Source organism: Serratia sp. AXJ-M (assembly GCF_046531865.1).
In the GTDB taxonomy this organism is placed as follows: Bacteria; Pseudomonadota; Gammaproteobacteria; order Enterobacterales; family Enterobacteriaceae; genus Serratia; species Serratia liquefaciens.
Map to the genome: position 1 here is coordinate 4,365,898 of NZ_CP059394.1, position 25,636 is coordinate 4,391,533.

The 25,636-nt window shown below is 58.2% G+C and carries 25 protein-coding genes; 3 read left to right on the plus strand and 22 right to left on the minus strand.

Translation table 11 applies throughout. The annotated features are described in order from the left end of the window. Nucleotides 1–207: 207 nt before the first annotated feature. Entirely contained in the window at nucleotides 208–2,202 is a 1,995-nt protein-coding gene (gene tkt / locus H0S68_RS20435) for a transketolase (RefSeq protein WP_020828025.1), read from the minus strand. Nucleotides 2,203–2,440: 238 nt separating this feature from the next. On the opposite strand from tkt, the gene H0S68_RS20440 reads away from it, so the two are divergent. Then, nucleotides 2,441–3,193, plus strand: a complete 753-nt coding sequence (locus H0S68_RS20440) for a M48 family metallopeptidase (RefSeq protein ID WP_020828534.1) — start codon at nucleotides 2,441–2,443, stop codon at nucleotides 3,191–3,193. A gap of 39 nt (nucleotides 3,194–3,232) precedes the next feature. Here the strand turns inward: H0S68_RS20440 and H0S68_RS20445 are convergent, their stop codons facing one another. The 14 genes from H0S68_RS20445 to H0S68_RS20510 all read right to left on the minus strand — a co-directional run bounded on the left by H0S68_RS20445 (nucleotide 3,233) and on the right by H0S68_RS20510 (nucleotide 16,259). After that, nucleotides 3,233–4,873 (minus strand): thiamine pyrophosphate-binding protein, encoded by a 1,641-nt coding sequence (locus tag H0S68_RS20445; RefSeq protein ID WP_046372677.1) that lies wholly within the window; start codon nucleotides 4,871–4,873, stop codon nucleotides 3,233–3,235. 52 nt (nucleotides 4,874–4,925) lie between these two features. Next, the gene (locus H0S68_RS20450) at nucleotides 4,926–6,395 is read right to left on the minus strand and encodes an aldehyde dehydrogenase (RefSeq protein ID WP_020828536.1); all 1,470 of its coding nucleotides are present in this window, start codon (nucleotides 6,393–6,395) and stop codon (nucleotides 4,926–4,928) included. Nucleotides 6,396–6,410: 15 nt separating this feature from the next. After that, nucleotides 6,411–7,205 (minus strand): aspartate dehydrogenase, encoded by a 795-nt coding sequence (locus H0S68_RS20455; RefSeq protein WP_115058061.1) that lies wholly within the window; start codon nucleotides 7,203–7,205, stop codon nucleotides 6,411–6,413. A 17-nt stretch (nucleotides 7,206–7,222) separates the two neighbouring features. Next, nucleotides 7,223–8,017, minus strand: a complete 795-nt coding sequence (locus H0S68_RS20460; RefSeq protein ID WP_020828538.1) for an SDR family oxidoreductase — start codon at nucleotides 8,015–8,017, stop codon at nucleotides 7,223–7,225. Beyond that, nucleotides 8,014–8,832, minus strand: coding sequence for an alpha/beta fold hydrolase (locus H0S68_RS20465; RefSeq protein ID WP_262255784.1), 819 nt, complete (start codon nucleotides 8,830–8,832; stop codon nucleotides 8,014–8,016). The genes H0S68_RS20460 and H0S68_RS20465 overlap by 4 nt, the downstream gene beginning before the upstream one ends. After that, nucleotides 8,832–9,356 carry a cupin domain-containing protein gene (locus H0S68_RS20470; RefSeq protein ID WP_020828540.1) on the minus strand — a complete coding sequence of 175 codons (525 nt, stop codon included), beginning with the start codon at nucleotides 9,354–9,356 and terminating at the stop codon, nucleotides 8,832–8,834. Before H0S68_RS20470 ends, H0S68_RS20465 begins: the two co-directional genes overlap by 1 nt. A gap of 33 nt (nucleotides 9,357–9,389) precedes the next feature. Beyond that, a complete protein-coding gene (locus H0S68_RS20475) occupies nucleotides 9,390–10,652 on the minus strand; it encodes an MFS transporter (RefSeq protein WP_046372673.1) in 1,263 nt (420 codons plus the stop codon). A 24-nt stretch (nucleotides 10,653–10,676) separates the two neighbouring features. After that, on the minus strand, nucleotides 10,677–11,888 hold the full coding sequence (locus H0S68_RS20480; protein WP_130016759.1) for an NAD(P)/FAD-dependent oxidoreductase: 1,212 nt from the start codon (nucleotides 11,886–11,888) through the stop codon (nucleotides 10,677–10,679). Beyond that, nucleotides 11,885–12,826, minus strand: a complete 942-nt coding sequence (locus H0S68_RS20485) for a VOC family protein (RefSeq protein WP_115058058.1) — start codon at nucleotides 12,824–12,826, stop codon at nucleotides 11,885–11,887. Before H0S68_RS20485 ends, H0S68_RS20480 begins: the two co-directional genes overlap by 4 nt. A gap of 169 nt (nucleotides 12,827–12,995) precedes the next feature. Beyond that, the gene (locus H0S68_RS20490) at nucleotides 12,996–13,790 is read right to left on the minus strand and encodes an IclR family transcriptional regulator (protein WP_020828544.1); all 795 of its coding nucleotides are present in this window, start codon (nucleotides 13,788–13,790) and stop codon (nucleotides 12,996–12,998) included. Between the two features lie 24 nt (nucleotides 13,791–13,814). Next, entirely contained in the window at nucleotides 13,815–14,570 is a 756-nt protein-coding gene (locus H0S68_RS20495) for an SDR family oxidoreductase (RefSeq protein ID WP_217331559.1), read from the minus strand. Further along, complete coding sequence (locus H0S68_RS20500) at nucleotides 14,567–15,610, minus strand: aromatic ring-hydroxylating oxygenase subunit alpha (RefSeq protein WP_128865418.1); 1,044 nt, start codon at nucleotides 15,608–15,610, stop codon at nucleotides 14,567–14,569. Before H0S68_RS20500 ends, H0S68_RS20495 begins: the two co-directional genes overlap by 4 nt. Before the next feature lie 20 nt (nucleotides 15,611–15,630). Then, complete coding sequence (locus H0S68_RS20505; RefSeq protein WP_044553351.1) at nucleotides 15,631–15,939, minus strand: recombinase-like helix-turn-helix domain-containing protein; 309 nt, start codon at nucleotides 15,937–15,939, stop codon at nucleotides 15,631–15,633. Nucleotides 15,940–15,941: 2 nt separating this feature from the next. Further along, the gene (locus tag H0S68_RS20510; protein ID WP_020828548.1) at nucleotides 15,942–16,259 is read right to left on the minus strand and encodes a non-heme iron oxygenase ferredoxin subunit; all 318 of its coding nucleotides are present in this window, start codon (nucleotides 16,257–16,259) and stop codon (nucleotides 15,942–15,944) included. A gap of 395 nt (nucleotides 16,260–16,654) precedes the next feature. Between H0S68_RS20510 and H0S68_RS20515 the strand changes: the two genes are divergently transcribed. Continuing rightward, nucleotides 16,655–17,902: an MFS transporter gene (locus H0S68_RS20515; RefSeq protein WP_130016760.1), complete on the plus strand. Its 1,248-nt coding sequence runs from the start codon at nucleotides 16,655–16,657 to the stop codon at nucleotides 17,900–17,902. Between the two features lie 49 nt (nucleotides 17,903–17,951). Here the strand turns inward: H0S68_RS20515 and rluF are convergent, their stop codons facing one another. The 4 genes from rluF to H0S68_RS20535 all read right to left on the minus strand — a co-directional run bounded on the left by rluF (nucleotide 17,952) and on the right by H0S68_RS20535 (nucleotide 22,402). Continuing rightward, nucleotides 17,952–18,815, minus strand: coding sequence for a 23S rRNA pseudouridine(2604) synthase RluF (rluF, locus tag H0S68_RS20520; protein WP_020828550.1), 864 nt, complete (start codon nucleotides 18,813–18,815; stop codon nucleotides 17,952–17,954). Nucleotides 18,816–19,038: 223 nt separating this feature from the next. Then, the gene (gene speB / locus H0S68_RS20525; protein WP_044553357.1) at nucleotides 19,039–19,959 is read right to left on the minus strand and encodes an agmatinase; all 921 of its coding nucleotides are present in this window, start codon (nucleotides 19,957–19,959) and stop codon (nucleotides 19,039–19,041) included. Nucleotides 19,960–20,289: 330 nt separating this feature from the next. Continuing rightward, nucleotides 20,290–22,266 carry a biosynthetic arginine decarboxylase gene (gene speA, locus H0S68_RS20530; protein WP_041414938.1) on the minus strand — a complete coding sequence of 659 codons (1,977 nt, stop codon included), beginning with the start codon at nucleotides 22,264–22,266 and terminating at the stop codon, nucleotides 20,290–20,292. After that, nucleotides 22,259–22,402: a virulence promoting factor gene (locus H0S68_RS20535; protein WP_115058053.1), complete on the minus strand. Its 144-nt coding sequence runs from the start codon at nucleotides 22,400–22,402 to the stop codon at nucleotides 22,259–22,261. Before H0S68_RS20535 ends, speA begins: the two co-directional genes overlap by 8 nt. Nucleotides 22,403–23,161: 759 nt before the next feature. Here H0S68_RS20535 and metK point away from each other — a divergent pair. Then, nucleotides 23,162–24,316 carry a methionine adenosyltransferase gene (gene metK / locus H0S68_RS20540; protein ID WP_020828554.1) on the plus strand — a complete coding sequence of 385 codons (1,155 nt, stop codon included), beginning with the start codon at nucleotides 23,162–23,164 and terminating at the stop codon, nucleotides 24,314–24,316. A 126-nt stretch (nucleotides 24,317–24,442) separates the two neighbouring features. On the opposite strand, the gene H0S68_RS20545 is transcribed toward metK, so the two are convergent. The 3 genes from H0S68_RS20545 to H0S68_RS20555 all read right to left on the minus strand — a co-directional run bounded on the left by H0S68_RS20545 (nucleotide 24,443) and on the right by H0S68_RS20555 (nucleotide 25,593). Next, nucleotides 24,443–24,595: a Hok/Gef family protein gene (locus H0S68_RS20545; RefSeq protein WP_041415673.1), complete on the minus strand. Its 153-nt coding sequence runs from the start codon at nucleotides 24,593–24,595 to the stop codon at nucleotides 24,443–24,445. Nucleotides 24,596–24,974: 379 nt separating this feature from the next. After that, complete coding sequence (gene nadS / locus H0S68_RS20550; RefSeq protein WP_046372668.1) at nucleotides 24,975–25,259, minus strand: NadS family protein; 285 nt, start codon at nucleotides 25,257–25,259, stop codon at nucleotides 24,975–24,977. A gap of 1 nt (nucleotide 25,260) precedes the next feature. Continuing rightward, complete coding sequence (locus H0S68_RS20555; protein ID WP_046372667.1) at nucleotides 25,261–25,593, minus strand: type II toxin-antitoxin system RelE/ParE family toxin; 333 nt, start codon at nucleotides 25,591–25,593, stop codon at nucleotides 25,261–25,263. Nucleotides 25,594–25,636: the final 43 nt, after the last annotated feature.

Genomic DNA, 25,636 nt, shown 5'->3' on the forward strand with positions numbered 1-25,636 from the left:
GGGCAAGAAAAAGCCCGGCAAGATGCCCGGGCTCAGATTGATGACAAAGTCCTTTGCAGTTAAAAATTCCGATCTGGGGACGAATAAAAACAAAGGATTATGTCTTCAGATTTACCCCAAACAGCCGAAAACCACGTTTTTCGGCTGTTTGTCATTAGACTAAGCCCGGCAAGGTGCCGGGCCTGGGGTAATGCGACGCGAGATGCCTTATTTCAGCAGTGCCTGCGCCTTGGCCACCACGTTATCCACGGTGAAGCCGAACTCTTTGAACAGCTGCTCTGCCGGTGCCGACTCACCAAAGGTGGTCATGCCCACGATAGCGCCGTTCAGGCCCACGTACTTGTACCAGTAGTCCGCGATACCCGCTTCCACCGCCACGCGGGCAGTGACCGCCGCCGGCAGCACGGATTCACGGTAAGCCGCGTCCTGCTTGTCGAAGGCGTCGGTAGACGGCATCGAGACCACGCGCACCTTGGTGCCCGCCGCGCTCAGCTTGTCTGCCGCTTCCACGGTGATGCCCACTTCCGAACCGGTGGCAATCAGGATGACGTCCGGCGTACCGGCACAGTCCTTCAGCACGTAGCCGCCGCGGTAAACGTTGGCCAGCTGCTCCGCGGTACGCGGCTGCTGGGTCAGGTTCTGACGCGAGAAAATCAGCGTGGTCGGGCCGTCATTGCGCTCGATGCCGTACTGCCAGGCAATCGCCGATTCCACCTGGTCACACGGACGCCAGGTGCTCATGTTCGGGGTCACGCGCAGGCTGGCAATCTGCTCAACCGGCTGGTGCGTCGGGCCGTCTTCGCCCAGACCGATGGAGTCGTGGGTATAAACGAACACGTTGCGGATTTTCATCAGCGCCGCCATGCGCACCGCGTTACGGGCGTATTCCACGAACATCAGGAAGGTCGCGGAGTACGGCAGGAAGCCGCCGTGCAGCGCGATGCCGTTGGTGATGGCGGTCATGCCGAACTCGCGCACGCCGTAGTGGATGTAGTTACCCGCCGGGTCAACGTTCAGCGCTTTCGAGCCGGACCACATGGTCAGGTTGCTTGGCGCCAGGTCAGCGGAGCCGCCGAGGAACTCAGGCAGCACCTTGCCGAAGGCTTCCAGCGCGTTCTGCGAGGCCTTGCGGCTGGCGATGTTGGCCGGGTTGGCCTGCAGCTGCTCGACGAAGGCTTTGGCGTCGGCTTTCCAGTTGGCCGGCAGTTCACCGTTCATGCGGCGTTTGAACTCGGCAGCCAGTTCCGGGAAGGCCTTGGCGTAGGCGGCGAACTTGTCGTTCCAGGCCGCTTCTTTCGCCTTGCCGGCTTCTTTGGCATCCCACTGGGCATAGATGTCCTGCGGGATTTCGAAGGCGGCATATTTCCAGCCCAGGGCTTCGCGGGTGGCGGCCACTTCGGCGGCGCCCAGTGCAGCACCGTGCACGTCGTGGGTACCGGCCTTGTTCGGGGAGCCGAAACCAATCACGGTTTTGCACATCAGCAGGGACGGCTTGTCGGTGACCTTGCGGGCTTCTTCAATCGCGGCCTTGATGGCATCCGGGTTGTGGCCGTCCACGTGACGCACCACGTGCCAGCCGTAGGCTTCAAAGCGCTCGGCGGTGTTGTCGGTGAACCAGCCTTCCACGTGACCGTCGATGGAGATGCCGTTGTCATCGTAGAACGCAGTCAGTTTGCCGAGCTTGAGGGTACCGGCCAGGGAACAGACTTCGTGAGAGATGCCTTCCATCATGCAGCCGTCGCCCATAAAGGCGTAGGTGTGGTGGTCGACCACGTCATGGCCCGGGCGGTTGAACTGCGCGGCCAGGGTGCGTTCGGCAATGGCGAAGCCGACGGCGTTGGCGATGCCCTGGCCCAGTGGGCCGGTAGTGGTTTCCACGCCTGGGGTGTAGCCGTATTCCGGGTGACCCGGGGTTTTGGAGTGCAGCTGGCGGAAGTTTTCCAGCTCGCTCATCGGCAGGTCGTAGCCGGTGAGGTGCAGCAGGCTGTAAATCAGCATGGAGCCATGGCCGTTGGAGAGGACGAAGCGGTCACGGTCAGCCCAGTGCGGGTTGGTCGGGTTGTGGTTCAGGTAGTCACGCCACAGGACTTCGGCGATGTCCGCCATGCCCATAGGTGCACCCGGGTGGCCGGAATTTGCTTTTTGTACGGCGTCCATGCTGAGTGCGCGGATGGCGTTGGCAAGCTCTTTACGAGAGGACATGTTTTACTCCAGGTCGGATTAAAAAATCAGTCAAGTTTTCTATTTTCTCAGACTCCGCATTAAAACGGCAATCCCTAATACCAAATGAGAGCGAGTTCACAACTTATTAGCACAATTGGTCGGTTTTTCGGAATAACACTATTTTCCCGATTGTCGGCGTACACTAGTCTCAAGCGGCAAGATTTCCCTAAACTAAAATGACACGACCCCCTTGTTACTCTCACAGGAAAATGGCTTTATGAAGATCCGTACCTCTTTGATTGCATTAAGCATTGCCACTTTGGTAAGCGGCTGTCAAAACCTGAACACCGATACCCTGATGCAGTCTGGCGCGCAGGCGTTCCAGGCCGCGACGCTGAGCAATAACGACGTAAAAATCCTGAGTGATAAATCCTGCGCAGAGATGGACAGCAAGGCACAAATCGCGCCGGCCGACAGTACCTATGCCAAACGCCTGAACAAAATCGCGGCGGCGTTGGGAGATAATATCAACGGCACGCCGGCCAACTATAAGGTCTACGTCACAAAAGACGTGAATGCCTGGGCAATGGCCAACGGCTGTATCCGCGTTTACAGCGGGCTGATGGACATGATGACCGACAATGAAGTGGAAGGCGTGCTGGGCCACGAAATGGGCCACGTGGCGCTGGGCCATACCCGCAAAGCAATGCAGGTCGCTTACGGCACCGTGGCATTGCGTACCGCAGCGGCCTCGACCGGCGGCATCATAGGTTCGCTGTCGCAGTCACAGTTGGCGGATATGGGCGAGAAGCTGGTTAACGCTCAGTTCTCCCAAAAACAGGAAAGCGAAGCCGATGACTATTCGTTCGATCTGCTGAAACAACGCGGCATCGACCCGAACGGCCTGGTCACCAGCTTTGAAAAACTGGCTAAAATGGAGGCCGGCCGTCAGAGCAGCATGTTCGACGATCACCCCGCTTCCGAAGCGCGCGCACAGCATATTCGCGAGCGCATCGCAGCAGGCAAGTAAAACACAACGCCCGGCAGATGCCGGGCGTTTTTCATTTCATCAGTACAATGTCTTTTGCGGTGGCCCGGCGAAGGTTAGCGGCCCAATGCTGTTCATATCCACTTCCACCACCGACGGCCCCGGATAATTAATCGCTTCCGCCAGCACGCCGTTGAACTGCGCCGCGCTGTCCACTTTCCACGCCTTCAGCCCCATCGCCTCGGCAACCTGGGTAAATGCGGGAGTGTGCAGTTCGTTATAATACTGACGGCCGGCAAAATACTTGTCCTGAATGCCCCGCATCACGCCGTAACCGCCGTCGTTCATGATCAACAGGGTAATATTGGCCTGCTCCTGCGCCATGGTTGCCAGTTCGCCCAGGCCTAACGCCAGCCCCCCGTCCCCGACCAGCCCCACCACCTTGCGCTGCGGGTTGGCGATCGCCGTGCCAATCGCCATTGGCAGACCCATGCCAATCGCCCCGGCCAGCGAGTGAATGTTGCAGAGCGGCGAAATGGCGCGGAACAAACGGCTGCCCCACACGCTGCCGGAAACGGTGATATCACGCACCAACAGACCGTCCTGCGGCAACGCAGCGGCGATGGCGTCGTTCAATTTTGCATACTCTCCCGACTGCTGGCGCAGCGCACTTTCCGCCTGCTGTATCGCCGTGGCTATCTCGGCATCCCACTCGGCATTCACTTTTTCACCCGGGCTCAAACGAGCAGCCAGCGCGTTAAGCAAGGCGCCGCAGTCACCGTTGATTTGCTCGTCGGCCAGATAGTTGCGGTTGGCCGCCGCCGGATCGATATCAATTTGAACCAGCGGGCGCGGCAGCGGCAACGTCCAGGTACGCGTCTCATTGCTGCGCAAGCGTGAACCGGCCACCAGCGTCAAATCGCACTGCGTCAGGATCGCCTCAATGCTCGGTGAGTTGTGGAACGCACGCAGGCTGCGCGGATGACTATCAGGCAGGATACCGCGCCCATGGGTGCTGGAGATCACCACCATGCCGGCATCCGCCAGTTTGCGTACCGCATCGGCGCAGGCCAGCGCACCGCCACCCAACCACAGCAATGGGCGTTTGGCCTGTTTCACCCGCTGATACAGGCGCTCAACCGCCTCGTCACTGGCCGCCGGCAGCGGCGCAGGCGCCACGGGCTGGCTCAGCACCGAACTGGAAACCAGGCTACTTTGAATATCGATCGGGATCTCGACCGCCACCGGGCCACAAGGCACCGTCTGCGCATCGAGGATAGCCCGCTGGATCACGGCCACCGCCTGTTCCGCTGAGTTGACCCGATATGCGCGTTTGGAGCAGGCGCGCAGGAAACCCAGCTGATCGCGGGTCTCATGAATGAACCCGGCGTCGGCATCCAGATAGGCCTTCTCCACCTGGCCGGTAATGTGCAGCAACGGCGTGTTGGCATTCAGCGCTTCGATCATGGCACCGACCGCATTGCCGGCCCCCGCGCCCGTGCTGGTCAAGGCTACGCCCAGACCGGAGAAACGGCCGTGGGCATCGGCCATGGTGACCGCGCCCGCTTCGCCACGCGCCGGTACGAAACGGATGTTGCCACGTTGCCCTACCGCATCGGCAATCGGCAGATTATGAATCGAAATGATGCCGTACATCGCCGACACCTCGTACTGTTCCAGAGTCCGGGCTATCGCCTCGCCAACCGTTATTTTATCGCTCATCATCTGCCTTCTTATTGTGTTCGTTGTAGGGGGTACGCACCGTCGCTCAAAGCTAATCGCTCCAGCGGTTCGCCTGATGGCTCAGCGCCAGGTAAAGGCTTTTCTGCTGCATATAGGCCTTGATGCCGTGCAGACCCTTTTCGCGGCCCAGACCGCTCTCTTTGAAACCGCCGAAAGGCGTAGAAATAGAGAATGTTTTGTAGGTGTTGATCCACACGGTGCCGGTTTCCAATTGTTCCGCCAGCGCCATCGCCCGCGGGAAATCCCGGCTCCAAATCCCGGCGGCCAACCCGTACACCGAATCGTTGGCTTGCTCGATCAACTGTTGTTCGTTATCGAACGGTAGTGCCACCAGTACCGGACCAAAAATCTCTTCCTGGCAAGCGCGGGCACGGTTACTCAACCCTTCGATAATCGTTGGCAGGTAATAGCTGCCGCCGGCCAGCAGCGGATCGGCCGGCGCTTCGCCGCCTATCACCACCCGGCCGCCTTCTTGCTGCGCCAGCGCCACATAATCCGCCACGCTTTGGCGATGCTTGTCGTTAATCAGCGGGCCGAGGTGCACGCCCGGCGTCAGCGGATTGCCGACCCGCAGCCCGGCCGCCAGCTCGCTCAGGCGCGCCAGCAGCGGCTGATATAGCGAGCGGTGCACAAACAGCCGCGAGCCGGCAATGCAGGCCTGGCCAGCGGAGCTGAAAATGCCGTAGCAGATCCCGCGAGCCGCCTGTTCCAAATCGGCGTCCTCCAGCACGATGGTCGGTGACTTGCCGCCCAGCTCCAGCGAGGTAGGGATCAGCTTCTCGGCGGCGATATGCGCCAAATGGCGACCGGTATTGGTCCCCCCGGTAAAAGAAATCTTTTTCACTAACGGGTGACGCGCCAGCGCCTCGCCAATCACCGAGCCTTTGCCCGGCAGCACGCTAAGCAGTCCGGCGGGCAGGCCTGCCTGCTCAAACAGTTCCGCCAGCTTTAGCGCCATCAGCGGTGTCGCTTCGGCCGGTTTGAGGATCACCGCATTGCCCGCCGCCAGTGCGGGGGCCACCTTTTGCATTTCACTGGCGATTGGCGAGTTCCACGGCGTAATGGCCGCGATCACGCCCAGCGGCTGATACTGGCTCAGCGTCATGATCTCCGCGCTGCGCTGGGTCGGCAGTTCGCCCTCCAGCACCTCGCAGGCAGCGGCAAAGTAGCGAGCCGTCGCCGCCGCGCTGGCCACCAGCCCACGGGTTTCCGCCAGGGGTTTGCCGTTGTCGCGGGTCTGCAGCTGCGCCAACTCTTCCAGTTGCGCCATAATCAGGTTGCTGACGCGGTACAGAATGTTGGCTCGCTGATGCGGCACCAGCCCACGCCACTCGGGGGCCCGCCAGGCGCGTTCAGCCGCGGCTACCGCATCATTGACGTCTTCAATACTGGCGGCACGCAGCCGCGCATTCACGCTGCCGTCGGCCGGGAACTGCGAGGCCATTTCATCGCCACGCCCTTCACACCAACGCCCAGCCACAAAAATCTTTAACCTTTCCATACTCGCTCCTGCCGTTCAGGCAATAAAACCACCGTCGATCAGACGGCGGCAGGCTTGTACCGCGCTCAGCGCCGCCAGGGTTGATGTCTTGGGATTGCTTGCCAGCGGGTTGCCGCTCAGCTCAATGTGAAACTCACCGAAATTGCCGCACACCTGCAGCCGGTGGGTATTGCGTCGGGTCGCGGGATCGACCAGCAACCGCACCCGGGTGGCGTCCATTCCCAGGCCGTTGAGCGCAATGGTTGCCGCTACATTGGCGTTCGCCGGGAATAACCGCGCCGCCTCCCGTGCCGAGCCTTCGAAAAACACCTGCGCCTCGCTTACCGCATCGAGATCAATCAATTGCTCTGCCATACTGCCGCGCCAGCTGGCCGGACTTTTACACGCCTGATAAGTGACGCTGTCCAGACCGCCCTCACGTGCCGACGCCAAGCCGTCCATGCCCGCCACCGCACCGGACAGCACGATCACCTGGCCCCGATGCTGCCGACAGGCTTGCTGCAAACGCTGCTGCAACGCGGCATCCGCTAATGCGCCGGTAGAGATCACCGCTAAAGGCCAACCGCGCGTGACCACCGCCTCACCGAACTCCGCCACCGCCTGCTGGCTGGCGCACTCCAGCACCAGATCCGGTTTTTCAGCACAGTGGTCGGGGTGGGTTAACGCCTGCACCTGGCCACCAAAGGCGTTGGCAATCGCCGCATGATGAGCCGCACGCGCGACAATCCAGCCAACGCTCACCCCGTCCGGCAGGCGGGACAGCACTTCTGTGGCCATTGCGCCGTAACCAATCATCATGATCTTCTTCATCTTTTCAGCCTCTGCGGTTAAAGATGGCGGTTAAAGCCGCCGGAGACGTCCAGCGCGGCCCCGGTGGTAAAGGACGCCAGAGGCGAAGCCAGGAACAACAGCGCCCGTGCCGGCTCCTGCGGTTTTCCCAGGCGTTTCATCGGGATGCCGCGTCGTTCGGCAATCGCCGCCGTCCACTGCTCCCAGCTTTGATCTTTATCGCTGCGCTCGTCGAAGCGGCGGCGCCACTGGCCGGACTCCACCATGCCCAACAGGATCGAGTTGACGCGAATCCCCTTGTCCACCAGCTCTTTCGACAGCGTCAGCGTCATGTTGAGCAGTGCCGCACGCGCTGCCGAGGTGGCGATCATGTGTTCTTCCGGCTGCAAGGCCAAAAGCGAATTCACACAGGTGATGGAAGCGATATCCGAACGCTCCAACGCCGGCAAAAATGCCTGCACCGGGTTAATCACGCCGAACAGCTTTAGCTCCGCCTCATGCAGCCAGGCGGTGCGCGGCGTTTGATCAAAATGCGCAACGAACCCCTGGCCAGCGTTGTTGATCAACAAATCTACGCCGCCGAAGCGTGCAGTCACCTGGGCGGCAAACTGCGTTACCTGCGACTCATCCAGCACGTCGCAGCACAGTGCCAGGATCTCCGCCTGCGGAAACTCATGGCGCAGGCTGGCTTCGGCACCGGCCAGTTTGTCCGGATTGCGGCCGCAAAATGCCACCTTCGCGCCTTCCGCCAGCAGCAGACGCAGGGTTTCGAAACCGATGCCCGACGAACCGCCGGTGACCACCGCGACCCGTTTCTCAAGCTGAAAATTCATGGTTGAATTGCTCCCGTAAAATCCTGCAGATAGCGGTTAAATTGCCCCGGCGCATCGAGATAGCTGGCATGCCCGGCCCCCTCAATCAGGCGCAGTGTCGCGTCCTGCTGTTGCGCCAGCATCGCCGCCGCTTCCGGTGGCGTGATCCGATCGCAGTCACCGCACCACACCTGCAACGGGCCGCGGTACTGCGCCAGATAGCGGCCGATATCGTCGTTGGCCAGCATCCAGGCGGCATTGAGAAACCCCTCGGGATCCAGCTGCTGCATGCCGTTGCGTACCCAGGCAATATCTTGGGGATCCGCAGCTTCACGCAGTAACGCCGCCGCCCGCTGCTCGCCGTAGCCCTGCGGCCCAAGCTGCTCAATCATCTGTTTTCTCTGGCTATAAACCTGTTGGCGTTTCTCCAGCGGTGCGTTGGCGTAGCCCTGCGCCGGATCCGCCAGCACCAGCCCACATAATCCGTCGGGATAACCGGCAGCATAGGCGCTACCGATCAAGGCACCGAGTGAGTGGCCGACGATCAGCGGTTGCTCCAACTGCAAGTGCGCCACCAGCGCCGCCAGCGCGGCGGCGTAGGCGGCGGCATCCGGCTCGCTGATCGTCAGCGGCAGGCTGCCGCCGTAGCCTGGGGCGTCCCAGGCCAGCAAGCGATGACCGTCGGCCAGCCCCGAGTCATTGAACTGCTTGATCCACGAAGCCGAACCGGAACTGATGCCGTGCAGCAACACCACCGGGCGACCGTGACCCGCCTCGCGCCAGCTCAGGGTAAACTCCCCGCAGCGCGCCTGCTGACGTTGCGCCAGGCCGTTCATCAGTTGCGTTTCACTTTGGATAACGGGTGATCAGCCGGGTAGGTCGGGGTTTCCGGTTTGGCGGTGCCGAGCATCACGCACATCAACGCCTCTTCTTCGCCGTGGTTGAACAACCCACGGTAGACTCCGGCCGGCACCGAGATCAGATCGCGCTCTTTCAGCTTGGTTTCGTAATATTCGCTACCGTCCTGGATCATCAGCGTGATGCTGCCCTTCAGCATAAAGAACACCTCTTCCACGTCATCGTGCAGGTGCAGCGGGCCCTCGCACTTCGAAGGCAGTACCATGGTGGAGAAGGTGAAGTTGCCTGCCGGAATGGTATTGGTGTCGCTGGCTACCCCGGTGGCGCCGGTACCGATGTAGCGCATCTGCGCACGGCGGTATTTCGGGTCGTAATCGGCCTGGAACTTCAACGCGTTCCAGTCATATTTACGGCCTTCAAAGCGGGCGATACGCGATTCCACCCAATGCTCAATCGATTGATCCTGCGGCTTGACGCCGGCTTGCTTCTCAACCTGGGACATGTTGTAACTCCTCTGTTGAATCAAACGGTTAAATCAATACTTCTTCAGCAACGGCAGCAGAATGATGCAGCCGATCAGGGCCATCACCACCAGGAACAGCAAGCCGTTATCCATGTTGCCGGTGGCGGCGATCAGCGCCCCCATCAGCACCGGTGCCAGCGCACCGGCAAAATTGCCCAATCCGTTAAAAATACCGCCGGCGGTGGCGCTGACCTTGCTGCTGGTGGCTTTCGCCAGCAGGGCAAAGATGTTTGGCGCACCGGCCCCCCACATAAAGGTGCTGAAAGCCATGGCGGCGATCACGCTGTAGGTGCCCTGCAGCTGCAGCACCACGGCCAGCCCCAGCCCGGCGCCGCACAGCGAGACAAAACAGGCCAGCGCGCGACGATCCAGTTTGTCCGACAGCCAGGCGCCGACCACTTCGCCCAGCAGCATGGCGATAAACGGCAGCGATGACAGATAACCGGCGTGCTCCAGATGAATACCTTTGCCCTTGATCAGGTAGCTCGGCAGCCAGCCGTTCATGCCCCACAGGTAGGTCAGGAAGGCGATGTTAAACAGGCAGATCATCCAAAAATGCGGATTGCGCAGCAGCTCATGGCGATGTTGTTTACGTTCGGCAATAGCCGGTTTGGAAACGCTAGCCGCCGCGGGGCGTGACACGTTGAGATGACGCATGCCGAACAGCACCAGCAGCATCACCGGCAGCGTCAGGAACGCCATAAAGAAGAAGGTGGTCTGCCAGTCAAAGGTGTTAAGGATGTACAGCGTGACCGGGAAGCCGAGCGCGGCGCCCAATGGCGTACCCAGCAGCCACAACATGGTGGCGCGTGCCTGCAGGCGCTGCGGGAAGGCCTGGCGAATGATGGCGTAGGCCATTGGCAGCAGCGGACCTTCGGCAATGCCGAGCAAAATGCGCAGCGTCATCATGCTGTGATAAGAGCGCGTCATGCCCATCAGCACCATCAGTACGCCCCACACCACCATCATGCCAATCAGCACCTTGACCGGGTTCAAGCGGTCGCCAATTCCGCTCAGCAACATCGAAGAGATGCCGTAGGAGAACAAAAACGCGCTCATCAGCAACCCCAGCCGCGCCGGGTCAAAACTGATGCCCAGCGCCTGCTGAAATTCAGTATCGGAAAACAGCGCCGCGATGCTGATCTTGTCGAAAAACGCCAGCAGCACGCAGGCAAACAGCGCGATGGGCACCGACCAGCGCACTCGTTGCTGCGGATTTTCGGCAACAGCATCCCCCACCCGTTCAGCGCGGGCGTCAATCTCTTGCGTAGTCATGAAACGCTCCCGAGGTTACGGGCGTTATTTCAACGCCATCAAAGAAAACTCCGCATCCGCCAACTGCTGCGGTTCCAGCACGCGCCCACTGGCCAGCCAGCGTTTGCCCAGCTTGATGGTACGAGCGTCGTTAAACGCCACCATTTGCACCAACTGACGATCGGCATTTAACGTAAAGAACACCTGCGATTGCGGCGTGCGCCGCACCACATGGTGCACGCCACCGGTCGGCACGCCGAGGATCTGGATATTGGCATCGTATTGATCCGACCACAGCCAGGCCACGTCATCGTAAGGGGCGGCAAAGGCGTCCAGCATCGCGCAAGCGGTGCTGATCGCCTGATTCTGCGCATAGGCCCAGGACTGCAGGCACAGGCCCAGCGTCGGGTGACGCGCCACGTCGCCGGCGGCGAAAATCGCCGGGTGGCTGGTGCGCCCCTGGCCGTCAACCACGATCCCCACGTCAATCTTCAGCCCGGCACTGCGCGCCAGTTCCAGATTCAACTCGACGCCAATCCCCACCACCACCAGGTCAAACGGCTGAGGATCGCTGACGCCGCTGCCGATCCAGGCGCTACCGTCACGATCTTCCAGCTGAATGTCACCGCAGCCGCAGTGCAGGGTCACGCCTTGCTGTTGATGCAATTCCAGCAGCGCCAGGGAGACATCCGCGCCGACACTGCGCATGCACAGCGCCGGCTGGCGTTCAAAGACCGTCACGTCAGCACCGAGGCGCCGCGCCGAAGCGGCAATCTCCAGCCCAATCCAGCCACCACCGACGATCGCCAGTCGACGGCATCCTTGCAGCGCCTGACGCAGCTTCGCCGCATCATCCCAGGAACGCAGCGTCATCACCCGAGGGTGACTGGCCCAACGGGCGTCCGGCAGGCGCGGTCGGCCACCGGTGGCAATCAGCAGTTGATCAAACTGCAGCTGCCGACCGTCGCTGAGGCTGACGATTTGTTTTTTTGCATCAATGGATTCGGCACGTAACGGCCGGCACCAGTTGAGATTCAACCCGGCGACCACCTGTTCGCTGAACAATCGGCTGAGCGGCGCTTCGCCGTCCAGCAACGCCGCCTTGGAAAGCGGCGGGCGTTCATAAAAGTCATAGGGTTCGTCGCTGATCACCGTCAGCCGGCCCGCATAGCCACGATCGCGCAGCGTTTTCGCCGCCCAACCGCCAGCCTGGCCACCGCCGATAATGACGATCCCCGCCGCTTCTGGCTGGCTCATAGCGCCTCCGGTTTTTTCTGCTGGCGGCGCGTATCGTGGTCGATCCCCCCTTCCACCGCCCACTCGGTGAACGACACCAGCGAGTGTTCCAGCTCGCGCGGCTGCCAGTTTTCAGTCAGATAGTCATCGTTGGTGTAGTACTCAAACGCGCCGCCAGTCGGGCTGTTGACGTACCAGAAATAGGCTGAGGAAATCGGATGGCGACCGGGGCCGATAAAGGTGCTCCACTTCTCTTTGTTCATGGCGATACCGCCGCCGATCACCTCGTGGATGTCGCGCACGGTAAAAGCTACGTGATTCAGGCCACGTGGACGATTCGGCAATTTCAGCAGGAACAGGTTGTGATGCCCGCCGCGCGCCTGAGTGCGCAGGAACACTGCCCGATCGATATAGCGATCCGAGACCTGGAAGCCCAGTACCTCACGGTAGAAACGTTCGGTGGCGGCCAGATCTTCGACGAAGAACACCACGTGGCCAATATTGATCGGCTGTGCCTGCGCATATACCGGGCTGGGCTGATCGATGCGGCGCACATCACCCCATTGGTTGATTGGTGATACCGGTAAATCGACTTCGCGCTGTTGGCTGACGCTAAAGCGCAGCGTCATACCGTTCGGATCGATACACTCCAGCTCTTCCCCCACCTGACGGAAGCCCGGCATCTGCGCCAACAGCGGCTGCAAAGCGGCCAATTCCGCCGGGCTGCCCACGCCCCAGGTCATGCGGCGCAGAGTCGAACCGCCCTCAAACGCCGCCGGCAAGGTCTCGCTCTGCAACGGATGCAGCACCACGCGCGCCCCACTCAGGGTGGTGAATTCACGTTGACGTTCGCCCCAGTGCTGTTGTGCCGCCTGCAGGCCGAAGTCCTGCATGAATTTTTCGCAGGTTGGCAGATCTTCGACGCCAAATTCCAGTTTTTCGATTCCGATTACGCTCATTGTTGTGCCTCACGTTCTCGCTGAATGCGGTTTTCAGGCATGACAAACCCCGGCCCCTGTTTGCCATGAGCCTTATCCCTGCCTGATTCATTGGTAGGGGACGAATACAGTCGCCCCGATTAATGCGAACGCGGCTTGCAGCCCCCCTACGAAAACAAGGGGTTGTCAGTTAGCCGACGTTAGCCTGCGGCGGCGCGCCCAGAAAGCCGGAGATTTTCTCTGCGGCGTCACGCACTTCCATGCGCAGCCGTTCGCGATCTGCTTTTGGGATCTCATCGAACGGCACCATAATGCTGACCACGGCCTCGACCCGCTGCTCGCGGTTAAAGATTGGATAGACGATCGAAGAGATGCCATGGCGGAAAAACGACTCGCCAATCACATAGCCGCGCGCCTTATCCTGCTGCACCATCTGCCACAGCGCTTCACGATCTGCCGGGGTCCCCGGACCGCTGCCCGGCAATTGTTCCTGCGGATAGAGCTGGTCGAATTCGTCGCGGGTAGCGCTGGTCAGCAGCATGCGGCCCAGTGAGGTTTGGTGCACCGGCAGGCGGGTGCCAACGCTGACCTGATTGATTTGCGAACCGGCGGCGCTGACGCGGGCGATGTAGATCACGTCGCGCTCATCACGGATCGCCAGATGACTGCTGCACTGGCTGCGATCGCGCAGTTGCTCTATCACCGGCTGACCGGCCTGGGCAACGTCCAGAGAAGCGATATATTCAAAGCCGAGGCGCAGCACTTTGATACCCAGCGCAAAGGTGTTGGTCCGTGGGTTGCGCTCCAGAAAACCCAGATGCTCCAGAGTTTGCACCACGCGATAGGCGGTAGCCTTTGGCATGTCGACCAGGCGATGCAATTGGGCAAAAGTCATTTCCTTATGCTGCTCGCCAAACGCCAGCAACAGTTGTAACCCGCGATCCAGTCCTGGGATCAGATATTTACACGCTTGATCGTCCGCCATGTGCTGCTCCTGGCTAAAGGTTGATTAGTTAAAAACAAAGCCGCCGTTAACCGGCAACAGTTGGCCGGTCACGAAATTCGCCAACGGCGACAGCAGGTAGAGCACCGAGCCATTAACGTCGTCAGGGTGCTGTGCCCCGGCCAATGCACGCCCTTGTTCGTACAGTTGATGACGCTCGGCGGGCACGTATTCGGTGGCCTCTACCCGCGTCAGTCCCGGTGCGATTGCGTTCACGCAAATCCCCTGCGGACCCAGTTCACGCGCCATTGAGCGGGTCATGGAGATGATCGCTCCTTTGCTGGCCACGTAAGCCATCAGGCGCGGTGCGCCCCACAGTGCGGTATCCGAAGCCACGTTAACGATCTTGGCATGTGGGGTTTGCGCCAACAGGGGTACCGCTGCCTGACTCACCAGCCAGGTACCGCGTACGTTGACCTGCATCACCCGATCCCACAGATCGATATCGTATTCCATCATGGTTTTGCCACCGACGCCGGTAGCCAGCGCCGCGTTGTTCACCAACCCGTCGATCGCACCGCCTTCGGCAATGGCGGTGAATGCCGCGCTGATCGACGCCGGTTCGGCCAAATCGATCACCTGCGTTTCAACCTGTGCGCCCTGCTCGCGCAGGTTCGCGGCGCTGTCTGCCAGTTCATCCGCCAGAATATCGCACATCACCACTCTGGCACCGGCCTCGCTGATGGCTGCGGCGAAACTCCGCCCCAGCCCGCGCGCCGCGCCGGTCACCACAATGCGTTTTCCCGTCAGCAAGCCGTTCACTGCGCCGCCTCCAGCTCACTGAGCTTCGCCAGCTGCTTCTGCGCTTCTTTTTGCATCATGCGGCGCAAGCGAGACAACCCCACATCATGCTGATACAGATACTCGCGGCCACGCGCGTTCGGGGCCATATTTTCCAGCACGATACGATCCTGCTCCAGTACGTCCCAGTGCAGCGATTCCAGGCGGTTGCGATACATAAACCGCCACATGTCACGCTGCCAGTCTTTCACCTTACGGATACGCCAGAAGAACACCCGGCAGTGATCCTTATCTTCCGGCACCACCATGCCGATGATCCAGAAGTGACCACCCGGCCCGAAGCGCTTTTTGTACGGGATCGACAAACGCATCCAGTAGGCGCCGCTGCTGCCAAACTCCACCCAGTCAAAGTTAACGCCGATCTGACCATTCTTCTTAAAGATGAAACCGTTTTCGGTCGGCTCCAGCGCCATGTCCGCCTTGCGATCCCCTTCCGCCATCGAGTGCGAGGACGAATGCAGGTAGGTGCCGTGCATCGGATCCATCACGTTTTCCAGCGCGTACTGGTAGTTGCAGTCCCAACTGGCGGTGCACAGGAAGTTGCTGTAGGCCGCTTCGTCCGCCAGTTCCGGCGGGAAGGTCAATTCAGCCGGCTCTTCATCCGCCGTCACGCCGAAATAGAGGAACACCGCACCGTAGGCTTCTTTGGCTGGGTAAGAGCGCAGGCATTTCTGCCCCACCAGCGGACAACGATCGACCGCCGGCACGTCTTTTACCGTACCGTCGCCGCCCACTTCCACGCCGTGATACCAGCAGGCGATGCGATCGCCCAGGTTCCAGCCCATGGAAAGGCGCGCACCGCGATGCGGGCAGCGATCTTCCAGCGCATGGATCGCGCCGTCGCCGTCGCGCCACACCACAATCTGTTGCTCCAGACGCGTAATGCCCACCGGGTTATTGCCGATTTCCCAACTGGCCAGCACCGGATACCACATGCCGCGCAGCCCCTGGTCGAGATAGTCCTGTAAGGTCTGTGCGGAGGATGTTGTGTTTGCTGTCATTGTCTTCTCCCGGATGCTGCTCAGAAACCGTTAACGTGAAGGAATTCGCGGAACGCCGTCTCATTCCACGGCTGGCCATTGCGATCGAACAGGCGACGCTGATTCAGGGCGCTGACGATCTGCTCCAGCTCTTCTGCACCCTGATCGAAGATCTCTTCCAGCGCCGTGACCAACGCGGTCTCGAAACCGTCGGGTACGCGAGCGCGGGTTTGCCAGATGACGTTCTGAAATTGGCCCGGCTGATGGATTTGGCCATTGCCGCCTTCGCGCGCCGGGATCACCTGTTGGGTGTCCGGCAGCCAGGGATTGAAATCGGTGATGTGCTGCATGATTACTCCTCCGCAATAAAGGTGATTTGGATTTGATTGTCGATCACCCGGGTGGCATAGGTTTGCAGATCGCGGCCGCCTGGCTCACGCAGGCATTGGCCGGTACGTACGTCGAACAATGCTTCGTGCAACGGGCATTCGACCTTGCCGTCATCAACAAACCCCTGGCTGAGCAAGGCATAGGCATGTGGGCAAACGTCTTCCAGCGCGTAATAGTTGCCGTCGATCAGATACACCCCGACCTCTTTCCCTTCCACGTTGGCGGAGAAAGGAAAATCTTCTTTCACCTGAGACACTTCGCACACTTTCGTCCAGCTCATTGCTTTTGTCCTCTATCTGATTGTTTCATATATGAAACTCAGTTTCTTATTTAATACACTCACTATAAGTCTGGTGAAACTTTCGTCAAGAGAGCAAAGCGGCAATTGTTAATGGAAAGTTGTTTAAACATGACAAATGCGGGAAGGATCACGAAAAAATGCACCGATATGAAAAACTGATGAAATCTGTGCTTTCTATCACTAATTCATGGATAAAAAGACGTTGATCTGGCTGATGCAATGCGAGTAAAAGTGCTATCTCGCTGTCTGAAACACCCTTTTTGATAACAATAAATTTACATAAAAACGACTCAAACCTGCTTTTCATCACTGTGAAATCAGCGGGTTAGTTTACTGCTGTCTAAATTCGTTATTCGCCCGCCAAAGGAGCTTACATGGAGCGCATTGTGCAACAACGTCAACGCTGGTTCGGGGTTGTGGCCCTGCTGTTTTTGATCGTCATCGCCTATGCCGATCGGGTCAATATTGCCGTGATGCTGGTAAACCCCGACTTCTTGCAACACTTTCAGCTCGACGGTAACCGTGCGCATCAGGGCATGCTGATGACGGTGTTTTTGCTCGGTTACGGGCTTTCCGCCATGCTGCTGACGCCCTTTCTGGAAACCCTGATGGGCTATCGCCGCGCGCTGACGCTCAGCATTGTGCTCTGGGCGCTACTGACTGCCGCCTCACCGCTGGCGGGGTCGTTATTGCTGCTGTTTGCGGTACGCGCACTGCTTGGCGTCAGCGAAGGGCCGCTGTTCTCATTGAAAACCATGTACATCGGCGATCACTTCGCCGCCGATGAGCGCGGTAAACCCAATGCCGTCAGCACATTGGGCGTTTCCCTGGGCCTGGTGATAGGCTTTCCGCTGGTCAGTTTCCTGATGGCGCACTTCGGCTGGGCGGTCTCTTTCTATCTGCTGGCGCTGATCAACCTGCTGCTGGGGCTAGCGCTGGTGCGGTTGTTTATCCATCCGCGCTCGTTACCGCCGAGCGCCGTCGATCCTCAGCCGGTTCTGAGCCGTGTCTGGCACACCTTCGCCCTGGCCTGGCATACCCCGATGCTGGGTTGGATCATGCTGATCGAGATCGCGACCCTGAGCTACCTGTGGGGCTCCAGCTCCTGGCTGCCGGCTTACCTGACCGACGAGAAAGGATTCTCCATCAAACAAATGGGCTGGATGGCTTCGCTGCCGTTTATCGTCAGCATCGCCTCCAAATATCTCGGCGGCGTGCTGCTTGACCGCATTCGCCCCTATCAGGCACCGTTGATTTTCGCCTTTGGCGGTGCGACAACTGCGTTGTGTATCTATGGCGTGATGCACAGTCATCAGTTCGGCTGGATTGCTTTCTTCCTGCTGGCGGCCAATGCCTGCTGGGGGGCTCAGGGGGCAGCGATCCCAACTCTGTTGCAACATTATGCGCAGCCGCAGGCGGTCGGCAGCGCCTACGGACTGATTAACGGCATCGGCAATATGTTTTCGGCGTTTGTGCCGATGATTATGGGCATGGTGATGGCTAGCCAGGGCAAGGTGTCTTCAGGATTTGCGGTGCTGATGGTGTCGCAGCTAGTAACGCTGTTGGCGGGCTGTATTCTGTTTGGCCGGATGCGGATGACGCGAGAAGCCAGGCGGGCGTAAAGCAGTCGGGGCGCACATGCGCCCCGATCCGTATTTATGTTACCGGGCCTCAGCGCCCTTTCTTTTTACGACCCGGCTGAGCAAAGCGCTTGCGCGCAGGCGCGCTGTTGCTGGGTTTGTCGGCGCTTTTCGCCCCGCCGCCGGCCGGTTTTTTCACTGCCGGTTTGGCTTTCTTCGCCGGTTTGGCCTCCGAAGTGGAACCCTCTATCGACTTAAACAGTTCGACCAGTTCGTCGTCGGTTAAATCACGCCATTCACCCGGTGGCAAACCTGCCATGCTCACATTCATGATGCGAGTGCGTTCCAGCTTGGTGACCTCATAGCCGAAATGCTCGCACATGCGGCGAATTTGACGGTTCAGCCCCTGTACCAGCACGATGCGAAACACAAAGGGCGCTTCTTTCTTCACTTTGCATTTTTTCGTCACCGTACCCAGCATTGGCACGCCGGCACCCAAACCACGGATAAAGTCGTCGGTGACCGGTTTGTTGACCGTCACCCGGTATTCTTTTTCATGGTCGTTGCCCGCACGCAGGATCTTGTTCACCAGATCGCCGTGATTGGTGAGGAAGATCAGCCCCTGCGAGTCTTTGTCCAAGCGTCCGATCGGGAAGATACGGGTGCTGTGGTTGACGAAATCGACGATATTGTCTTTCTCGCCCTCTTCGGTGGTACTGACGATCCCGACCGGTTTGTTCAGCGCGATAAAGATCAGGTTGTCTTCGTTACGAGGCTCAATCAGCTGACCGTTGACCTTGACGACGTCCCCTGGGAATACCTGATCGCCAAGAGTAACGCGCTTGCCATTGATAAAAACGTTGCCTTGTTCGATATAACGATCGGCGTCGCGGCGAGAGCAGATGCCGCTCTCGCTAATATATTTGTTAAGACGTGTGGAAGGCTTGGTCAGCATGTTTTCTCCATACCCGTCGTCTTTCAAGTCACAGCGTTGTTACCTGCACTCCCCCACCCCAGTCACTTACAAAAGTAAGCTCCTGGGGATGAGCGAGCTGGGTGCCTAGCTGCGACTTGAAATCCATAGGGTATATAGATACCGGTTGTGTGTATTTCTCTATGGTACCGTTACAAGCGACTCGGCTTACCGCCCATAACCGCCTGTTAATACTATTAGGAACTTATTTGGTTTTTTTAGCCGCTTGCAGATACAGCATCTCCAGACCCAGGGTCGCCGCAGCCAGCGCGGTGATTTCGGACTGGTCATACGCCGGGGCGACTTCTACCACGTCCATACCGACGATGTTCAGCGACTGCATGCCGCGCACCAGTTTCAACGCACGATCGGACGTCAACCCGCCGATGACCGGCGTACCGGTACCCGGTGCGAATGCCGGATCCAGGCAGTCGATGTCGAAGGTCAGATAAACCGGCATATCACCGACGATCTGTTTGATCTGAGCCAGCAGATCGTCAACGCTACGATCGTTAACCTGTGCCGCGTCCAGTACGGTGAAGCCGTTGTCATGGTCGAACTCGGTACGGATGCCGATCTGCACTGAGCGAGTGGGATCGATCAGGCCTTCGTTCGGCGCATGGAAGAACATGGTGCCGTGATCGTATTGGCTGCCGTTGGCATACGTGTCGGTATGGGCATCAAAGTGCACCAGTGCCAGTTTGCCGAAATGTTTGGCGTGTGCGCGCAACAACGGCAGAGTCACGAAGTGGTCGCCGCCGAAGGAGAGCATGCGCTTGCCGGCTTTCAGCAGTTTTTCCGCGTGCGCCTGCAGCTTGTCGCTCATGTCCTGAGCATCGCCGAAGTTGAACACCACGTCGCCGCAATCGACGACATTCAGACGATCGCGCAGGTCAAAGTTCCACGGCCAGCGGTTGCCTTCCCAAGCCAGGTTGGTGGAAACCTGACGGATTGCCGCCGGACCGTGACGGCCACCGGCGCGGCCGGAGGTTGCCATGTCAAATGGAATGCCGGTGATGACCCACTCTGCATCGCTGTCGTAAGGCATAAAGTTCAGCGGAAAGCGCAGGAAACCAAAAGCATTGGACACTAAGGAATTATCGGGCTGATGGCCTAAGGTACTCATAGTAAACCCTCATATTTCAACGTTTCGCCTGTTGAAAAATCACACAGACGCTGGCAAAAAAAAATCCCTCCCGCGTCGTTAGCCCGACGAGAAAGGGATCCATTCGAAATCTGTTTCAGTACTGCCTATGCAGCAGATTATCGCCGCATTTCGCTCGCGCTTCAAGAGCGCGCATCATCATATCGGCTGCTCGTCGTTAGCCAGTATATACCCTGAATCCTACCGTCGTGTGACCGTTGCCCTTACGGGTGCCTGACATTGTGATTTGGCATCAGGGTATAAAAAAGGCCGGACATCCGTTGGATGCCCGGCCTTTCAGAAGCGCTCTACTTATTCATCTTCTAAATAAGTATAACCGTACAAACCGGCTTCGAACTCTTCCAGGAACTGCGCCTGCAGTTCGCTGTCCAGATCGGTTTCTTTCACCTGATCGCGGAACTTGGCCAACAGTGCGGTAGGGTCAAGCTGCACGTATTCCAGCATATCGGCAACGGTATCGCCTTCATCGGACAACTCGGTTTCTACCGTACCGTCAGGGAACACGAACACGTCAACCGAGGCGGTGTCGCCGAACAGGTTGTGCATGTTGCCGAGGATCTCCTGATAGGCGCCAACCATAAAGAAGCCCAGCGCCGGCGGGTTTTCCGGATCGTACGGTGGCATTGGCATGGTGGTCGCCACGCCGTCACCGTCGATGTAGTGATCGATGGTGCCATCCGAGTCACAGGTGATGTCCAGCAGCACCGCGCGGCCTTCCGGCGGCTTATCCAGGCCTTCCAACGGCAGTACTGGGAACAGCTGATCGATACCCCAGGCGTCCGGCATCGACTGGAACAGTGAGAAGTTGACGTAGAACTTGTCAGCCATACGCTCTTGCAGTTCGTCGATGATTGGGCGGTGTGCACGGTTGCTCGGATCCAACTGCTGCTGGATCTTGTTGCAGATGTTCAGATACAGCTGCTCAGCCCAGGCACGCTTGGTCAGATCCAACATGCCGTGTGCATATTGAGTATGAACGTCGTGCAGATCCATTTGGCTGTCGTGCAGCCATTCACGCAGCGAGCGGCGATTTTCCGGCTCGTTCATTTCCTGCCAGGTTTCCCACATGCTTTCTAGCGCGCGTGGCGCGTCTTCAGCAGGCGGTAATGGTTCGCTGAATTCGTTGCGTTCAACGCCGATCACGTTGGATACCAACACCGTATGATGCGCGGTCACTGCACGACCGGATTCGGTGATCACCGTCGGGTGCGGCAAACCGTGTTCATTACAGGCGTCGCCGATGCCCCAGATCACGTTGTTGGCGTATTCGTTCAGGCCGTAGTTCACCGAACAGTCGGACTGCGAACGGGTACCTTCATAATCTACGCCCAGACCGCCGCCCACGTCGAAGCACTGGATGTTCACGCCCAGCTTATGCAGTTCGACGTAGAAGCGCGCCGACTCACGTACGCCGGTGGCGATATCGCGAATATTGGCCAGCTGCGAACCCAGGTGGAAGTGCAGCAGTTGCAGGCTGTCGAGACGGCCCGCTTCACGCAGGGTTTCCACCAGCTTCAGTACCTGAATGGCTGCCAGACCGAACTTGGACTTTTCGCCGCCGCTCGACTGCCATTTACCGGAGCCTTGCGACGCCAGACGCGCACGCACGCCCAGGCGTGGTACCACGTTCAGCCGCTCGGCCTCTTCCAGCACCATGTTGATCTCGGACATCTTCTCGATCACCAGGTACACCTTGTGCCCCAGCTTTTCGCCGATCAGCGCCAGACGGATATATTCACGGTCTTTATAGCCGTTACACACGATCACCGAGCGGGTCATGCCAGCATGCGCCAGCACCGCCATCAGTTCGGCCTTGGAGCCGGCTTCCAGCCCCAGCGGTTCGCCGGAATTGACCAGAGATTCAATCACGCGGCGATGTTGGTTTACCTTGATCGGGTAAACCAGGAAATAGCCACCTTCATAGCCGAACGACTCACGCGCACGTTTGAACGCGGCATTGATCGAACGCAGACGGTGCTGCAGGATCTGCGGGAAGCAGAACAGTGCCGGTAGGCGTAAACCGTCGTTTTGACGCTGCTTCACCAGCTCGGCCAGATCGACACGTGCCTGCGGGACGTCCGGATCCGGGCACACGCTGATGTGGCCCAGTTCATTGACGTCATAATAATTGTTGCCCCAGTAGGCGACGTTATAAGTGCGCAGCATCTTGCTGGCATCACGATCATTCATGGCAACCTCCTGCATGGAGCGCAAAGATATAGATTCGCCCGTTGCTGACGGACGGTGAATCAAAAGATCATCAGACATTACTCGCCTCACATCGCGTACTGACGATACAGTCAGCCACTATCGCAGCTACAACCCGCGAGAACAACCCAACAAACCGCCCTTGCGGCAGCGAATAAAACTGCCGTTCGCGGTCAGCGATCGGTTTATTACTCATATAATTGTAAGACACCCTGTTCAAACCTCGTGAATCGGGTCAAGAAACATCCCACAGGAAGGCTGCAGGCTACCCTTGTTCAGTTCTTCAGACGACCGTTAACCGGCCCGAGAATCCTGAGTAGCGCCCAAGTGTTTATCACACCTGGAAGGTGGTGTAGAGACAAGACGGGAAATAGCAGAAGAATGTGCGCCAGAACGGCACTGCTGTTGAGAACCAACAACCGGTAGACAACGGATCATTAATCCAACCACCTCCACGCACGTCGCCCTCTATGAACGACTGAGCCTCTATTAATAGTGTAAGAACGTGACCGTTCTATGAAGCGGCGACGCCAAAGGTTGGCGTCTGCGGCTGACAATCAGACCACCCGTGGAGGCGTCACAGAAGTTTACAACTTCGTACCCCACACTGTGCACCAAATGAGCCGCGCGCGCAGTTTATACCGATAACACGGGGAAAATGCAAAATGAAAATTTGTCGGAAACTGTTTCAAGCGATGAAAATGGCGCCGGAAGCTTTGCGCAAAAGAGCGAAAGGGCAAAAAAATACTGGCAATCCGGCTAAGGCCTGACCTAAAATAGACGTCCAGATGTTAATCCATCTATACTGGTTAACTGATAAACTGCTTAACGGCTTTGCCTGAGGGGCGTTGCAGGAAGCATCTCGCGCCATCAGCAGAAGACCCTTCGCTTTGATGCCGGATCTCCAGCGCTGTGCAGTAATTTCTAACCCGTCTTATGCAAGGTAAAGAACACCATGGCTAAACACCTATTCACGTCCGAATCCGTCTCCGAAGGACATCCTGATAAAATCGCTGACCAGATCTCCGATGCCGTTCTCGACGCCATCCTGGAACAGGATCCTAAAGCACGCGTAGCCTGCGAAACCTACGTTAAAACCGGCATGGTTCTGGTTGGCGGCGAAATCACCACCAGCGCCTGGGTAGATATCGAAGAGATCACCCGTAAAACCGTGCGCGAAATCGGCTATGTTCATTCGGATATGGGCTTCGACGCCAACTCTTGTGCCGTACTGAGCGCCATCGGCAAGCAATCCCCGGATATCAATCAGGGTGTTGACCGTACCGATCCTCTGGAACAGGGTGCTGGCGACCAGGGCCTGATGTTTGGCTATGCTACCAACGAAACCGAAGTGCTGATGCCGGCACCGGTGACCTACGCGCACCGTCTGGTGCAGCGCCAGTCCGAAGTCCGTAAAAACGGCACTCTGCCGTGGCTGCGTCCGGATGCGAAAAGCCAGGTCACCTTCCAATATGACGACGGCAAAATCGTCGGTATCGATGCGGTGGTACTGTCCACCCAGCATTCCGAAGATATCTCTCTGAAAGATCTGCAAGAAGCGGTGATGGAAGAGATCATCAAGCCGGTTCTGCCTGCAGAATGGCTGAGCGCCAGCACCAAATACCACATCAACCCGACCGGCCGTTTCGTTATCGGTGGCCCAATGGGCGACTGCGGCCTGACCGGACGTAAAATCATCGTTGATACCTACGGCGGCATGGCTCGTCACGGTGGCGGTGCGTTCTCCGGTAAGGATCCGTCCAAGGTTGACCGTTCAGCGGCTTACGCAGCGCGCTACGTGGCGAAAAACATCGTTGCCGCCGGCCTGGCTGACCGCTGTGAGATCCAGGTTTCCTACGCTATCGGCGTGGCGGAGCCAACCTCCATCATGGTGGAAACCTTCGGTACCGAGAAAGTCCCTACCGAACAGCTGACCCTGCTGGTACGCGAGTTCTTCGATTTGCGTCCATACGGCCTGATCCAGATGATGGATCTGCTGCAGCCGATCTACCGCGAAACTGCAGCTTACGGTCACTTCGGCCGCGAGCACTTCCCTTGGGAAGCGACCGACAAAGCAGAATTGCTGCGCGATGCTGCCGGCCTGAAATAAGCCTGCGTATCGAATGTGAAAACGGCAAGCCTTGGCTTGCCGTTTTTGTTTTTAGCGGATGGGTGCTCGTGGATCCACGCTCAAACAACCAACAGGCGGGAGCAATACTCCCGCCGTTGGGTTGCCTTACCTTTTGGATTCGTAAGCCAGAATGGCCGCAACTTCCGTGTTGCCCGATCGGATCCGCAGCTCACAAAGTTTGCTGCGTGTTATCCATGCCAGTGATATTACAGTGGCACAAATAACGACCAGTTTTAGGACACTCCCTTTGTTCGGCATCATGCCTCCTTCTCCTTGCCTCTCGGCGGGTAAGAAGCTAACCTAACGTTGTCTGGCGTTAGAGTTGGCCTCGGGTTGATGTATATCGACACGGGGCTTTTCTCTTTCTATCCCTTACGAATGCTCGGGACGAAAGATCCAGAGCACCCGCACGCAGTATATGCACCGCCCCTCAGATCTCAGCCCCCTTTCCACACTGAATACCCGTTCTGCGCAGCCGTACGCAAAGCTTTGCAATGGTATGAAAATACGAAAATAAAAAGCGCCAACAGTTGGCTGTTAGCGCTTAAGTGTACCCAGCAATTTTCTGGCTTTACTTGACTGTAATGATCTACTCATCCCAGACACTTTCATCGTGGATAAGAACACCGGAGATCGTCTAGTGTGAGGCAAGCTCACGGAAGAAAGCGGGGTTAGCCTGGATCGCCGCCAACACTTTTGCAGCCAGCCCGGTTGGGTTACGTCTTTTGGTTTCCCAGCTCTTAATGGTATCAACGCTGGTACCCAATACCTTTGCCATTTCGCTCTGAGAAACATTAAGCTGCGCCCTGATCGCCTTCACATCTGCGATATCATAACGCGTAACATTAGCAGGGGACTTAACCCCGTTCTTAATGGCGACAGCTTCTTCAAGAGACGTTTTCATATCGTCAAAAAAGCTCATGTCACACCTCATCTTTCAACAATTTCGTTAATTTCTTCAGCTCTGATTTTTCCATATCGGTCAGACTGTCTTTAATGCTTTTCGGATAGGCCATCACCAGATAGATCACCTCTTTGGTCGCCAGAAAGTAAATCACTCTGGCACTTCCCCTTTTTCCCTGGGGGCCTGTTGCCATCCTGACTTTCCGCAACCCGCCGGTTTTCTGTATCAAATCGCCTTTACCCGGTGATTCGATGAGTTCTTTCTGGAGTTCTTTTAGCTCGTCGTCCGTGGCTATTAGCTTGATCTGCCGCGTAAACATCGGGGTCTCAATAAATACTAGCGCATGACTCACTGGCACCCTCTCCATTTAAGGTACAAAGTACACCACGAAATGT